Here is a 14,957-nt window from a genome sequence, read left to right on the forward strand (position 1 = left end):
CATTTTATTAAAAAATAACATTTCCCCATTACTATTCACTTTAGCTTTGCTTCTCTCATGTATTCCTATTTATGAATATTCCTGCTTTTGACTTTGAAAAAAATTATTTGCTGCAAAACGATGTGGCTTTGCTACGGCCGCTTGAAGAGGCAGACAGTGTGCATCTCAGTCAGTTTGCCGAACACGAAACAGACATCTGGCAATATTCTCTCATGCGGATTGCATCACCCGCTGATTTGAAGGAATACATCAGACTTGCGTTGGAAGCCCGCGGGCAGCAAAAAGAATATCCGTTTGTGGTGTTTGATAAACGCACAGGCGCGTATGCCGGGAGCACACGATTTTACGATATTCAACTTTCCAACTCCACATTACAGCTGGGTTATACCTGGTATGGAAAATCGTTTCAGCAAACAGGATTAAACCGGCATTGTAAATTTTTGTTGCTGCAGTTTGCCTTTGAGCAATGTGGCTTTGAGCGTGTTGAATTCAGGGCCGATGCCAGAAACGAGCGCAGTATTGCGGCCATGAAAAAAATAGGCTGTACGGTGGAGGGTGTTCTCAGAAGCCACATGTGGCTGCCCGACGGCACACGCAGAGGCAGTATTGTGCTTAGTGTACTGAAAGACGAATGGCATACGCGTGTGCGCAATCATCTGGGCGGATTATTGCTCAGATAAGCGGGCCAAAGTGTTTTCGAATGGCTGTGATTGCGCACATCAGCCGCGCTTCATAACGGCCTTTAATTATTTCGTGAGGAAGATTGTATTGCTCAAGCTGGCGTTTGTAGAGGTTGAAGAAATAATCGCGCCGTTGTGAGTTTACACGAACCGGATCAGCCACCCAGGGCAAGTCGTTACTCGTCAGGAGATAAAGATCGTATTGATGTGCGGTAATTTTTTCTGTAATCCACTCCGGGCAATTTCCGAACACATCTTCACACCACACCGCCGATGTAATCAATTCGGTATCGGTAATGAGCAGTCCTTTGGCGCGAACGGCCATTTCATCTTCGTTTCGTAGTTGTTCGCGGGCAATTTCCTCCACATCTTCCAACGTGTATTCGCCCGGATGAAGGGTCATGTATTCGCGTGCATACTCAGGTACCCACACCGTGTTAAAACGCAGGGCAAGCGCACGGGCTAGTGTAGTTTTACCTGTGCTTTCGGCACCCAGCAGAGCTACACGTTTGAGGTTCGGATTTGTTTGCGCCATAAAAGAAAGCCCGTTACAGCCGTAAAGGTATAAATGATAAACAATACGGAGGTGAGCGGATAGCTGCGTTGTGCATAAAGAATTACATAACAGCTGTCGGCTGCAATCCATATCAGCCAGTTTTCAATGTATTTGCGCGCAGTCATCCATGTGGCTGCAAAGCTTGCGGCTGTTAATGCGGCATCAGCAAAAGGTGCTGGCGAAGCCGTGTAGCGTTGCTGAAGAATACCAAGCAAAAGTGCCACAGAAGTGCAGAGCAGCACCAGCAGTTTCCAGTATTTCAACGGCATACGACTTATCTGTACAGCCTGGTGCTGTGGTGTATTTTTTTTCATCCACAGCCACCATCCGTAAAGTCCCGCACCGCAGTAATATATCTGCAGAAGAGCATCGAGATTCAGGCCGATATCGAAATTGATTTTGATGTACAATGCCGAACTAAGAATACCAGCCGGCCAGCAAAGCGGGTTTTGAAAAGCGGCAAGCAGCACGTAAACTGTTCCGCTGATAACGGCAATCCACTCCACAAGTCCGGTGGCTAAAAAAGCATTCAGCAGTTCGGAGAAAAATGTGCTGATGAGGCTGCTCATTTTTATTCGGCTTCCGATTGGCGAAGCGCGGCTGCAAGATGCAGAAATTCTTTTACCGGATCTTCGGCTTTCCAGATAAGATGCTGAAATGCCACACCCGTGAAGCCTAATGCGCGGAGCTGACTGATGTTTTCGGGTAATATGCCTCCGCGTGCAATTACATTTACTTTGTTTTTTTCGAGTGCAGTTTGCAAGCTCACAGCATTAAATCCGTTTCCGAATTTCCCGCTGGGTTTTTCATACACAGGCCCAAGCAGCACGTAATCGTAGCGGCCTTTATCGGTATAAAGATGATTGAGTTTATGATAGCTTGCGGTAATAAGTAAATTGCTGCGCCGCCATTTTATCCACCGCAGCCGGAACCAGTTGCTGAGTTTGCGGCGCCGGTGTACGCTTGTTAAATGTATGCCGCCAAGCGTGTAAGAAAGTGCGAGCTTGTGATGGCTGTGAATAACAAGCTGTTTGTGGAAATGTGCGGGAATAGCCTCAAGATACTTCCGCATTTCAAGCGTACTCATGCCGGGTTTGCGCAGATGCAAACGTTCGAGTCCGTGCTCGAAAAGGGCTGTTACAACTTGTGGTTCCTGAGCAATATTCTCAGGATTGGTGATAAGAATCAGATTCATGTGCAGGGAGCATGAACGGATAGAGAAATTGATTTTAAGAGGTGAGGCGAATCTTCGAGAATATTTCCTACCACAATTACATCGGCTCCCGCGGCGCAGCTTTGTGCAGCCTGTTCGGGAGTGCGTATGCCGCCGCCGGTAAGCAGCGGAATAGTGGTGGAGGAGCTTACTGCTTTTATTACATCGGCCGGTACGGGCGCATCGGCACCGCTGCCCGCTTCGAGGTAAAGCAGCGAAAGTCCAAGCTGCTCGCCGGCCATTGCAGTACAGGCTGCAATTTCGGGCTTGTGTGCCGGCAGCGGTATGGTCTGGCTCATATAATGCACCGTGGTAGGGCGGCCTGTTTCCACAAGCATGTAACCGGTAGAAAGCACTTCCAGTCCGCTGCTTTTTATTTGCGGAGCCGCTGCCACATGTTTGCCAATAAGCAACTCGGCATTACGCCCCGAAATAACCGAGAGCAGCAGCAGCGCATCGGCATTGGCACTCAGCTGAAGCGCATTGCCCGGAAAAAGGATTACTGGAACGTTGCTTACCGCCTTCACTGCGGCAATGCATTCGTCAACTGCTGAGGTGTGAAGCAGGCTTCCGCCAATCAGAAAAAAATCAACCTCAGCCTGCGCCGCGTGAGTAAGCAACTCCGGCAGCAACCGGGTTTTATCCGGATCAATTAAAACAGCCAGACTTTTTTTTCCGGCTGCCTTGCGGGCATTCAGTAAAGTTCTGAGTTCGTGGCGCATTCAGCGGCGGGCAAGGTGTAGGCCATCATATACGTATGTTTACGTACATACTGGATTGTTTTTCCAAAATTAATGTTTTCGTGATGCAATACAGCGTTTATTTTTCCACCCGCATCAGCATACGAAAAAGCCTGCACGGTTATATTTTCTTTCAGCGAAACGCCTTTGTGACCATAAACTTTGTACAGTGCTTCTTTGGCGCACCAATATACATAAAGCGTTTCGGGATTCATGCCCTTCGTGGCTGCGGCAAGTTCTTCGGGTTTCAGAAACTTGTGGGCAATGCGCTCAACTTTAGGGCTTACAATTTCAATATCAATGCCGCAGGGTTCAGGACTGCTGAGCAGGGCGATGTAATCAGACGTATGTGAAAATGAAATGTGCCGGTGGGGAACTGAAAGCCAGGGTTTGCCGTTTTCATCATATACTACTTTCTCATTCGGATGAACATGATGAAGCAGTACACGAGAGGCAAGCCACTGTGCCCTGCGGTGCGGGTGAGTGATTGACGCCGGGATTTCGTTAAACGATGCTGTTTGGTGCCATAAATGGTGAATATCTTCTTCCGTTTCAGTGGTTTGCCATACAGCAAGCGTTTGTAAGCCTGTTTGTTCAAGCGTGAGTAAGCCCATTTGGATACAAAGGAATTAATTTTTATCCGGGCTCTGAAATTAGAAACTGTCCAAATTTTGTTTTTGAGATTTGTTATGCGTCCAGTTTTCTTCAGACGAGGCGGTTTTTGCAGCCCATATCGGAGATAGATACGGGCAAAAAGACCAACGAAGTATGAAGGAAAATGGGCCATAACAAAACCGAAGGATAAAATTTGAACAGTTTCTTAATCTGTGCATGAAGTATATGGCCTTGTAAGTTTCGGATAATCAGCAGGCTGTAATCGCCCGATGCACGGTTTCTTTCGATGAAACGCACTGGCGGTTAACTAAAAAAACGTACCTTTGCACACCCGAAAAGGGATAAACCAACTTTAACAATGAGCACAACCACTGCGAATTACACCAAATACAAGGTGAAAGACATTGCGCTGGCCGAATGGGGACGCAAGGAAATTAAACTGGCCGAGGCCGAAATGCCCGGTCTTATGGCTCTCCGCGCCGAGTACGGTGCCTCTAAACCGCTCAAGGGTGCACGCATTGCAGGCTGCCTGCACATGACCATCCAAACCGCTGTTCTCATCGAAACACTTGTGGAACTCGGTGCCGAAGTTACCTGGTCATCGTGCAATATTTTCTCTACACAGGATCATGCTGCCGCTGCAATTGCCGCTGCCGGCATTTCGGTATATGCCTGGAAAGGTATGACTGCCGAAGAATTCGACTGGTGCATCGAACAAACACTTTGGTTTGGTGAAGCGCGTAACCCGCTGAATATGATTCTCGACGACGGCGGTGATCTCACCAACATGGTGTTCGACAAATACCCCGAGCTGGCTGCCGGAATCCGTGGTCTTTCTGAAGAAACTACAACCGGCGTACACCGCCTTTACGAGCGTATGAAAAAAGGTACGCTCATGGTACCCGCCATCAACATCAACGACTCGGTGACCAAATCGAAATTCGATAACAAATACGGTTGCCGCGAATCGCTGGTAGATGCCATCCGCCGCGCTACCGATATTATGCTTGCCGGTAAAGTAGCCGTAGTAGCCGGTTACGGCGACGTAGGCAAAGGCTCTGCACAATCGCTCAGCAGTCAGGGTGTACGCGTTATCGTTACCGAAATCGACCCCATTTGCGCCCTGCAGGCTGCTATGGACGGATACGAAGTACGTAAAATGGACGAAGCCGCCCGCCGCGCTGATATTATTGTTACCGCTACCGGCAACATGAACATCGTTACCGAGCGCCATTTCCGCAGCATGAAGCACAATGCCATTGTGTGCAATATCGGACACTTTGATACCGAAATTGATATGGCCTGGCTCAATACAAACTACGGCCACTCCAAAGAAGAAATCAAACCGCAGGTGGATAAATACACCATCGACGGTAAAGACATCATTGTACTTGCCGAAGGTCGTCTTGTAAACCTGGGCTGCGCCACCGGCCACCCCTCGTTTGTAATGTCGAACTCATTTACCAACCAGACACTTGCCCAGCTTGAGCTCTGGACCAACACCGCCAGCTACGAGAAGAAAGTGTACACCCTGCCCAAGCACCTTGATGAAAAAGTAGCTATGCTGCACCTCGCTAAAATCGGTGTGGAGCTTGATGTGCTTTCGTCCGAGCAGGCTTCTTACATCGGTGTGGAAGTGGCCGGCCCCTTCAAACCCGAGCATTATCGCTATTAAGAAAATCCGGTGTTATTCTATTGCAAAAGAGGCCGCGTTTTTTCGCGGCCTCTTTTGCATTTATGCTTGTGCAGTGTTCAACGAACTGTGGCCGTGAGCCCATAGTTAGTTGTAAATACGAATACTATTCCCGTCGAAAACGGTGTTGTATTGTTTGAGCGGAACAAGCGCCGGAGTTTGAATGGCACTCCCGTCGGAAAGCAGAAACTTTGAGCCGCACGAACGATCTTCAAGAATCACATTTGAAGAATCCACGCTTACCTGAGACGCCGCTTCATCAGGTCGATATGGGCAGGTACGGTCGAAAGCCACAAATTCATTCTGGCTTTTGCGATGCAGCACAATGCCACGGTAGCCGCCATTTACATAAACCCAGCCGCCAATGGTTGTCAGGGCCGTGTTTTGCGGGTCGTTCAGGTAAAGCAACACGTTTACAGCCACATTGGGTACTACCTGCTGCTCGCGGCGGCAGGTGGTAAAAAGCAGCATAGCGGCTCCGCAAATGAATAAAAAGGCACGTTTCATGCTGATAAAGTTAAGCCAAACGGCGTGAAAGAGAATCGGAATAAAAAACATAAATTTGTAAGTAATGGAATACAGACGAAAATTATGGATGCGGGTTGTGTGGCTTGCCTTATTTTTTCTGCCCCTGCTTGCCACAGCTCAAACAGCAGGAGGCGAGGGGGGAAGTTCTTCGGGAAGCGGTACGGAACAGAAAGCGCCCAGCAGCAAACTGGAAAGGCAAAAGGCCAAACAAAAGTGGAAAGAGGAGCGGAAAAAGAAGATGATTGATGAAAAAGCCCGCAAAGAGTACCGCAAAAAATTCAACAACGATAAGCGCACCCGTAAGCAAATGAAAAAAACGGCCCGCAAATCGAAAAGACATAACGAAAACAAACGGAAATTCTTCCTTTTCAGGTGGTTTTCAAAAAAATAGGCTTCCCGTTATTACCAGTTATACCGCCCAAACGTCCGATTACGGTTTAATATAAACCAACAAAAAGAATCATGTCTCCGGGATATTATTTCTATATAGCGATTATTATCTTTGTTTTAATATACCGCATGTACCGGAATGCGGTAAAAGCGCAGAAGCGCTCAACAGGTTCATCCCAGGTGCCGCAGCAGCGTCAGGCATCACAGCAACAGGTTGATCAATGGCTGCGGCAAGTCGTTCTTTCAAATCAGGTGCAGGCTCAGCAGCCTCAGCAGGCTCATCAATCACAACCCACGGCGTATGCGTCATACTCCAGTGAAGAAACAATTGATGAAATGGCTGGTGATGCCGAGTTGAGCATCGAAACCGAACTCCATGAGTTCGAAAACCGGAATACATCCCCCCAAAATACCCCGGACGGATTAAATTTTGTTGCAAATATTTCCACATCCCTCCCCGCAACAGATTCACCCGACTGGCAGAATGCGGTAATAATGAGCGAGTTACTGAATAAGCCCAAAGCCTTCCAATAGGTTTTAGTGCTTCGTTTTAGATTCTGCAAAGAATTGTTAAAACTTCTTTTGCACGTCAAAAACAAAACTTTCTATATTTACCGACTTCAATTTGCACGACCTATATCTAAAAGGTACAACGAAACAGATTAAACTATGCTGCGAAAACTCTACGTTGCACTTGTTCTGCTCATTGCAGGCACGGGCGTTTCCTGGGCCCAAAGTGGCGGTGCCATTAAAGGGAAAGCGATTGACAAAGCCACAAGGGAAGGTATTCCCTTTGCTGTCATTACAGCTTCTCTTAATGGTGTCAATGTTACTGGGGCTGTTACCGACATTAACGGTGACTTTACCCTTAAACCAATTGATGCCGGTAAGTACACGGTGAAAGCCCAGTACACAGGCTATCAGACAACCGAAATGCGTGACATTGTTGTTTCAGAATTGAAAACAACCTATATCACCATTGAAATGAATGCCACAGCCACCCAGCTTACTCAGGTGGAAATTGTGGAATATAAGGAACCGCTGATCGACCCCGATACCAAATCGGGTGGTACGGTTACCCGCGAAGAATTCCTTGCCATGCCTTCTAAGAACATTAACTCGGTAGCTTCTACTACTGCCGGTGTTTATCAGTCTGACGAAGGCAAAGGCATCAACATGCGCGGAACCCGCTCGGGTGGTACCGCTTACTTTATTGATGGTCAGCGCGTAATTGGTTCAGCCAATATGCCGCAGCAAGCCATTGAACAGGTAAGCGTTATTACCGGTGGTGTACCTGCCCAGTTTGGTGACGCGGCCGGTGGGGTAATTAACATTACCACGCGTGGCCCGCAAAGCCAGTACTTTGGTGGTGTGGAATTAATCACCTCTGAGGTGCTCGACGATTACGGCTACAACTTTGTGGGTTTCAGTGTAGGTGGTCCTATCTGGATGCGCAAAGATTCTGCCGGCAATAAATCGCCGGTACTCGGCTTCATCCTCTCCGGTGAAGGCGTTTCAGAGCGCGATCCTGATCCCTCTGCCATTGGTGTATATAAGGTAAAAGACGACGTACTGCGCAACCTCGAAGCTAATCCGCTTCGTCCGGCTCCGCTCGGTACCGGCTTTGTACGTAACTCCGAGTACATCCGCATGGATGATCTCGAAAAAATTAGAGCCCGTCAGAATGTGGCTCAGCGCGCTTTGCGTTTGAATGCTAAAATCGACTTCAAACCCACTGCTAACCTGAATATTACTTTCGGCGGATCTATCGACTATCAGCGTGAACATGCATTTACCTATGAGTATGCCCTGTTCAACCCGGTAAACAACCCGCAAATTACACAGAACACCTGGCGTGTGTATGCCCGTCTTACGCAGCGTTTCGGGAATACCAACCAGGAATCGGCTTCGAACATTAAGAATGCGTTCTATACCTTGCAGGTTGGTTATACCCGCTACCAGTTCACACGCGAAGACGATACCCACAAAGACGATTACTTCCGCTACGGTCACGTAGGTAAGTTTACGCTTTATAAAACCCGTTTCTTCCTGCCCGGAAGTGTAACCCTGCCTGACGGCAGTGTGGTAAGCGGCTATGTACAGCAGGCTTTTACCGATTCGGCACTTACTTTCGACGGTTCTAACTCGTCAAACCCGCTCGGTACAAACTATACCGACTATGTGTTTAATAACTTTGATGGCGGTCTGCAGAATTATGATCAGGTAGTAGCTAACCTCGGTTTGCTCAACGGTACACGTGCCCCCAGTGTATATTCACTTTGGTGGAACACCGGCCGTCAGTTCCCCGGTTACCTCAAGCAGGATCGTCGTCAGTTCCGCGTATTCACCAGCTTCTCTGCCGATATTAAAAACCACGCCATTCAGGTTGGTTTCGAATTCGAACAGCGCAACGAAAGTGAATACAGCCTGAGTGCCATTGACCTCTGGACCCGTATGCGCCAGCTGGCCAACTTCCACCTTACCCAGCTTGATCTTGCCAACCCGACCGAAGTGAACTACGGTACCTATAATGCTTACCTGTTTGAGCGTCTTTACGACGGCAGCCAGCAGCGTTTCTTCGACCGCTCTGTTCGTGAAGCCATGGGCCTTAGCGCCACAGGTACTGAGTGGATTGACATCGACAACATGGATCCGACGTTCTTTACCATGGATATGTTCAGCGCAGAAGATCTTCTGCTCGACGGCAGCAACATTGTATCCTATTATGGATATGATCATACCGGCAAGAAAATCAGCGGTACTCCTTCTTTCGATGATTTCCTCAATAAACAAGAAAACGGCAACTTCACACGTACCATCGGTGCTTTCCGCCCGATTTACATGGCCGGTTACATTCAGGATAAATTCGACTTCAAGGATATTAAGTTCAACGTAGGTGTACGTATCGACCGTTTCGATGCTAACCAGCAGGTACTGCGTGATCCTTATGTATTCTACGAAACCAAAACTGTTTCTGAGGCCACTAATTTCAGCCACCCCTCAAACATGGGCAGCGACTACGTGGTATATGTAAACGATCTGAACAACCCGACACAGGTGGTAGGTTATCGTAACGAAAACACCTGGTACAACGCGCAGGGTAACGAAATTTCAGACGTATCTCTGATCGCTCAGGCTACCAGCACAGGCCGTATTACTCCTTACCTGGTTGATCCCAGCCAGAAAGTGGTAAATGCAAAATCGTTCCGCGATTATGAGCCCCAGCTGAACATCATGCCCCGTATCGCGTTTGCGTTCCCGATTTCTGAAGAAGCTAACTTCTTTGCTCACTACGATGTACTTACACAGCGTCCGACCGACGGTTTCCGTCTCGACCCGATTCAGTATCTGTACATTCAGAACCGTGTGGGTGCATTCAACAACAACCCGAACCTCCAGCCGCAGCGCACTACCGACTACGAGCTTGGTTTCACACAGACCCTGAACGAGCGTAAAAACTCAGCCATTACCCTTTCTGCATTCTACCGCGAGCTTCGCAACATGATTCAGGTAGTTGCCGTGAACTTTGCTTACCCGTCGAACTACCTCACCTATGGTAACATCGACTTCGGTACTGTAAAAGGTTTCACCGTGGCTTATGACCTCCGCCGTACGGGTGGTGTTCAGCTTACCGCCAGCTACACCCTTCAGTTTGCTGATGGTACCGGTTCAGGTGCTACCGAAGCGCAGAACCTGGTGGCTGCCGGCCAGCCTAACCTGCGTACAACTCTTCCGCTCAGCTTTGACCAGCGTCATGCGATCGTAACCAACATCGACTATCGTTTTGGTTCTGGTGCCAACTACCGCGGTCCGGTTTGGTCAATGGGTAAAGGCGATAAGAAACGCGATGTACGCGTGTTTGACAACGTAGGTGCCAACGTGGTATTCCGTGCCGGTTCAGGTACACCCTACACCCGCCAGTCGAACGCAACGCCCGAAGCTCAGTTCGGTGTAGCTGCCCGTCCGCTGCTCGATGGTATGATCAATGGTTCACGTTTGCCCTGGCAGATTCGTGCTGACCTTCGTATCGACAAGAACGTAGATCTTACCTGGGGTTCAGGCGACAACCAGAAAGTGGCAAACCTGAACATCTACCTTCAGGTGCTCAACGTGCTCAACACCCGTAACGTACTTAACGTTTACCGCTACACCGGTAACGCTAACGACGATGGCTACCTGACTGATGCCAGCACTCAGGCACTCATCGCTGCGCAAAACGATCCCCAATCGTTCCGCGATCTGTATTCTGTGAAAATGGCAGACCCGACATTCTACAGCATTCCCCGTCGTATCCGTCTGGGCATTATGCTTGACTTCTGATCCCGGTTTGTATCGATCAATACACAAAACACAAGAAGCGAACGAATTAAATAAAGGAAGCGAAAATGAATACCAAGCGTCCATACTACATCCTCCCTGTTGCAGCTGCGATGGCATTTGCGGTAACAGCTGGTGCCCGTGAAAATGGTGCATCTGGCAACCGCCAGGGATTTTCAGGTAATCGGGGCAACTCGTCGCAACAACTTGCGTCATCCTGTACCCCTGCTACCGCACAAACCGACCTCGATGTCAACAACGTACGCACAACCATCCTTGGTGGCGGCGATATGTGGTGGGATTTGAGCAACGCCAAATACGAAGTTCCCAAAGGCGGCCGTGCTCACTCCTCATTTGCAGCCTCGCTCTGGATTGGTGGTCTTGATGCGGGTGGCCAGCTTAAAGTAGCGGCTATGACGTATCGTCAAACAGGTAACGACTTCTGGCCCGGTCCGCTCGATACCACTACGGCTTCCATTGAAGCCGATCAGTGCGTAGCTTACGACCGTCACTGGAAAATTACACGTAAAGAAGTAGAGGATTATGCCGCATGGTATGCTGATCCCGCTGCTTATCCCGGTTACACCGTGCCGCTGACCATTCAGAACTGGCCCGGTAACGGCGACCAGTCGCTCGGTCAGGGACGTTTTCTGGCACCTTTTACCGACATCAACCAAAATGGTGTGTATGAATGGGCTGCCGGCGAATATCCTGGTTACGACCTGACCAACTCGCTGGGCTGTACCAAGTTTCAGCTTTACGGTGACCAGACACTCTGGTGGGTGTTCAACGATAAAGGTAACGTACACTCTGAAACCGGTGCCAACCCGATTGGTCTCGAAATTCACGCGCAGGCTTTTGCCTTTGCCACCAACGACGAGATCAATAACATGACCTTCTACGCCTATAAGGTTATCAACCGCTCGTCAATCACCCTTAACAATACCTATTTCGGTAAATGGGTTGACTCTGACCTTGGTCTTTACAACGATGACTATGTAGGTTGCGACGTGGTACGTGGTTTGGGTTACACCTACAACGGAACACAGAACGACGGTGGTAGCCCCCAGCCCAGTGTGGGTACTTACGGTGCCAACCCGCCTGCATTTGGTATGGACTTCTTCGAAGGACCGGTAGCCGATGCCTTTGACGGTGTGGATAACGACCGCGACGGTGTAACCGACGAATCGGGTGAGCAGATCATCATGTCGAAGTTTATTTACTATAACAACGACTTCTCTGTAACCGGTAACCCTGAAAACGGTACGCATATTTACAACTACCTGACCGGTTTCTGGAAAGATGGTACGCCTGTAACTTATGGTGGAAACGGTTATGGCGGCTCACAGCCTTATAACTTCATGTTCCCCGGCGATACAGATCCCAACAACTCTGTACTTTGGTCTGAAATCACCGAAAACAACACACCTGCCGACCGTCGCTTCCTTCAGTCTGCAGGCCCCTTCACCCTCCAGCCTGGCGCGGTGAACTTTGTTACTGTAGGTGCTGTTTGGGCGCGCGCAGGTAGCGGTGGCCCGGCAGCTTCAGTAGAACTGCTGCGTGTAACCGACGATAAAGCACAAAGCCTGTTCAACGCTTGCTTCCGTACACTCGACGGACCTGATGCTCCCGATATGGACTTCCAGGAACTCGATCGTGAAGTAGTGCTTTACCTGAGCAACAAACCCACCAGCAATAACTACCTTGAGTCATACGAAGCTGCTGATCCTTCAATTACATACAGCGCACTCGTAGGTTCACCGCTCGATACCACCTTCAATTTCGAAGGCTACCAGATTTTCCAGCTGAAAGATCAGTCTGTAACCACAGCTGACCTTTATGATCCTGACCGTGCCCGTCTTGTGGTGCAGTGCGACGTGCGTAACGGCGTTACACAACTCGTAAACCTGAACCGTAACGAAGCGCTCAACGCTGATGTACCGCAGGATATGACGCTGATTGCGGATGATAATGGTATCGTGAAGTCGTTCAGCATTACCGAAGATGCGTTTGCTTCCGGCGACCGCCGTATGGTGAACCACAAGACCTACTACTTCATGGCTCTTTCGTATGCTTACAACCGTTACCTTACTTATGACGATGTAACATACGATCCGTTTAACCCGCTTTCACCCTCAAACATTGGTCAGAAGAAGCCTTATCTCGCTGGCCGTAAAAACGTGAAAGTGTACTCTGTTATCCCGCACATCCCCAGTCCTGAACTTGGTGGTACTGGCCTGAATTCATCTTACGGTTCAGGTCCGAAGATCACCCGTATCGAAGGTTGTGGTAATGGTAACAATGTAATTGATCTTACACAGGCTTCAGTTGATGCGATTCTGGCTCAGACCACGGTTGACCAGGGTGGTACCAGCCGCCTGAACGAAGTTACCTATGAGAATGGCCGTGGTCCGATCAATGTGAAAGTAATTGACCCGCTTAACGTTCCCGAAGGTGATTTCCAGGTGAAGTTCATCAACAACCCGTACTCAAGCTTCTCTGTAGCTTCCACCGCTAACTGGCAGCTCATTGATGTAACCAATACCGCATCACCCACTCTCGTGGCTACTTCAGAACGTGCCATTAACATGGTAAGCGTGTTTGCCAACGAGCAGCTTCTGCCTGATCTGGGTCTTTCAATTACCATTTCACAGGTACAGGATCCGGGTTCACAAAACAACCCTGATAAAAACGGCTACCTCGAATCGAGCATTACATTCAGTGAGACCACACGCCGCTGGCTCAGTGGTATTGTAGATACCGATGGTCAGAATGCCTTCAACTGGATTCGTGCGGGTTCAAATGCCGGTCCTCAGGGTACCTGTCAGGCTCAGCTCGACGACGAGAAAGCCGCTAACGTATGGATTGACCAGGATGGTATTTACGAAGGTGTGGTTGACGGAACCTGGGCGCCTTACCGCCTTACTGCCACCAACCCGACACCCACAGCTACCACAATTTGTTATGATGCAGGTCCGGCTTTCCCGACCACCGCTTCAAACCTTACCCAAACCCGTATGAGTTTCCTCTCAAACGTGGATGTGGTACTGACCAACGATCGTTCGAAATGGACCCGTGTTCCTGTATTGGAAGTTGGTCCTGTACGTCAGCTTAACCTCGGTCAGCGTGAGCATTTCACCCTGCGCACTTCACCCTCTGTAGATCAGTGGGGCCGTAAAGCAGGTGATCCGGGTTATGATAATGCCACAGGTGATCTTATAGGCACTACAGGTATGAGCTGGTTCCCCGGTTATGCAATTAACGTAGAAACCGGTGAGCGTTTGAACATGGCATTTGGTGAGAACACTTCACTTGGCGCCGAAAACGGACGTGATATGCTTTGGAACCCGACTGCCAATATCAGCACCACATTCGGTGATCTTCTCTGGGGCGGTTTCCACCATATTTATGTATTCGGTCACAACGGTAACCGTGTGTACTCTGGTAACTCGGATCCGAACCTGAACGGTACACTCAGCGATATTCCGGCCTATGACCGTGGCGTAACCATGCGTCGCATTCTGACCTCTACCAATGCCAATACAGAACGTGCTGAGATTTTCAAAGACGCGATGTGGGTGAATATTCCGGTGCTTGCTGATAATTACAGCAACTATACCTTCAATTACACCGGCTCACCGCTGCCTTGCGACGTGAAAATCCGTCTGCGTGTTGCCAAGCCTTACCGCCGTTTCTACACGGGTCTGAACACTGTGAGCAACAACGTTATTGCCAATACAGACAGTGCTGGTGGTCCTAACTCAGGTCAGCCTGCAGTGCAGAACGCCAACAACCCGATGTACTTCTTCAGCACAAAAGATCTGAAAACACAGAAGGCTGATAACGAAGTGGCTAAGAATGCGCTTGATCTGATTAACGTGGTTCCGAATCCGTACTACGCTTATTCAGGTTACGAGAAAAACCAGCTCGACAACCGCATTAAGTTTACCAACCTTCCCGATAAATGCACCATCCGCATTTACACGGTAAGTGGTACACTGATTCGTACCTTCACCAAAGACTCACCGATTACTTCACTCGACTGGGATCTGAAGAACCAGGCTAACATTCCTGTGGCCAGCGGTCTTTACATCATCCACGTGGAAGTACCCGGAGTGGGTGAAAAGATCCTGAAATGGTTTGGCGTAATGCGTCCGCTTGACCTCGATGCTTACTAAGAAGCAGGGAACAGAAACAGACAGACCATTTTAGAACATTCTATTGC

General features: G+C 49.1%; 12 protein-coding genes. 6 read left to right on the forward strand and 6 right to left on the reverse strand.

Features of this window, described 5'->3' with window-relative positions; genetic code table 11:
• The first annotated feature begins 71 nt into the window (after positions 1–71).
• Positions 72–680, forward strand: coding sequence for a GNAT family N-acetyltransferase (locus IM638_19625; GenBank protein ID MCA6365252.1), 609 nt, complete (start codon positions 72–74; stop codon positions 678–680).
• Here the strand turns inward: IM638_19625 and IM638_19630 are convergent.
• Genes IM638_19630 through IM638_19650 form a run of 5 tightly spaced genes read right to left on the reverse strand, consistent with a single transcriptional unit; the run spans position 673 to position 3,803 of the window.
• On the reverse strand, positions 673–1,215 hold the full coding sequence (locus IM638_19630; protein MCA6365253.1) for an ATP-binding protein: 543 nt from the start codon (positions 1,213–1,215) through the stop codon (positions 673–675). The two genes, IM638_19625 and IM638_19630, sit on opposite strands and share 8 nt — an antisense overlap.
• On the reverse strand, positions 1,182–1,805 hold the full coding sequence (locus IM638_19635; protein MCA6365254.1) for a nicotinamide mononucleotide transporter: 624 nt from the start codon (positions 1,803–1,805) through the stop codon (positions 1,182–1,184). The genes IM638_19630 and IM638_19635 overlap by 34 nt, the downstream gene beginning before the upstream one ends.
• Before the next feature lie 2 nt (positions 1,806–1,807).
• Positions 1,808–2,431, reverse strand: a complete 624-nt coding sequence (locus IM638_19640) for a thiamine phosphate synthase (GenBank protein MCA6365255.1) — start codon at positions 2,429–2,431, stop codon at positions 1,808–1,810.
• The gene (locus IM638_19645; GenBank protein MCA6365256.1) at positions 2,428–3,171 is read right to left on the reverse strand and encodes a geranylgeranylglyceryl/heptaprenylglyceryl phosphate synthase; all 744 of its coding nucleotides are present in this window, start codon (positions 3,169–3,171) and stop codon (positions 2,428–2,430) included. The genes IM638_19640 and IM638_19645 overlap by 4 nt, the downstream gene beginning before the upstream one ends.
• Positions 3,144–3,803: a 4'-phosphopantetheinyl transferase superfamily protein gene (locus IM638_19650; protein MCA6365257.1), complete on the reverse strand. Its 660-nt coding sequence runs from the start codon at positions 3,801–3,803 to the stop codon at positions 3,144–3,146. Before IM638_19650 ends, IM638_19645 begins: the two co-directional genes overlap by 28 nt.
• A gap of 359 nt (positions 3,804–4,162) precedes the next feature.
• Between IM638_19650 and IM638_19655 the strand changes: the two genes are divergently transcribed.
• Positions 4,163–5,479 carry an adenosylhomocysteinase gene (locus tag IM638_19655; GenBank protein MCA6365258.1) on the forward strand — a complete coding sequence of 439 codons (1,317 nt, stop codon included), beginning with the start codon at positions 4,163–4,165 and terminating at the stop codon, positions 5,477–5,479.
• 105 nt (positions 5,480–5,584) lie between these two features.
• Here IM638_19655 and IM638_19660 read toward each other — a convergent pair whose 3' ends face one another.
• Positions 5,585–6,004: a hypothetical protein gene (locus IM638_19660; GenBank protein MCA6365259.1), complete on the reverse strand. Its 420-nt coding sequence runs from the start codon at positions 6,002–6,004 to the stop codon at positions 5,585–5,587.
• Positions 6,005–6,068: 64 nt separating this feature from the next.
• On the opposite strand from IM638_19660, the gene IM638_19665 reads away from it, so the two are divergent.
• The 4 genes from IM638_19665 (at position 6,069) to IM638_19680 (ending at position 14,910) form a co-directional block, all read left to right on the forward strand.
• Positions 6,069–6,416, forward strand: coding sequence for a hypothetical protein (locus IM638_19665; protein ID MCA6365260.1), 348 nt, complete (start codon positions 6,069–6,071; stop codon positions 6,414–6,416).
• Positions 6,417–6,487: 71 nt separating this feature from the next.
• The gene (locus IM638_19670; GenBank protein MCA6365261.1) at positions 6,488–6,949 is read left to right on the forward strand and encodes a hypothetical protein; all 462 of its coding nucleotides are present in this window, start codon (positions 6,488–6,490) and stop codon (positions 6,947–6,949) included.
• A 135-nt stretch (positions 6,950–7,084) separates the two neighbouring features.
• On the forward strand, positions 7,085–10,735 hold the full coding sequence (locus IM638_19675; GenBank protein ID MCA6365262.1) for a carboxypeptidase-like regulatory domain-containing protein: 3,651 nt from the start codon (positions 7,085–7,087) through the stop codon (positions 10,733–10,735).
• A 65-nt stretch (positions 10,736–10,800) separates the two neighbouring features.
• On the forward strand, positions 10,801–14,910 hold the full coding sequence (locus IM638_19680) for a T9SS C-terminal target domain-containing protein (protein ID MCA6365263.1): 4,110 nt from the start codon (positions 10,801–10,803) through the stop codon (positions 14,908–14,910).
• Positions 14,911–14,957 lie beyond the last annotated feature (47 nt).

This window comes from Bacteroidota bacterium (assembly GCA_020402865.1).
GTDB lineage: Bacteria > Bacteroidota > Bacteroidia > Palsa-965 > Palsa-965.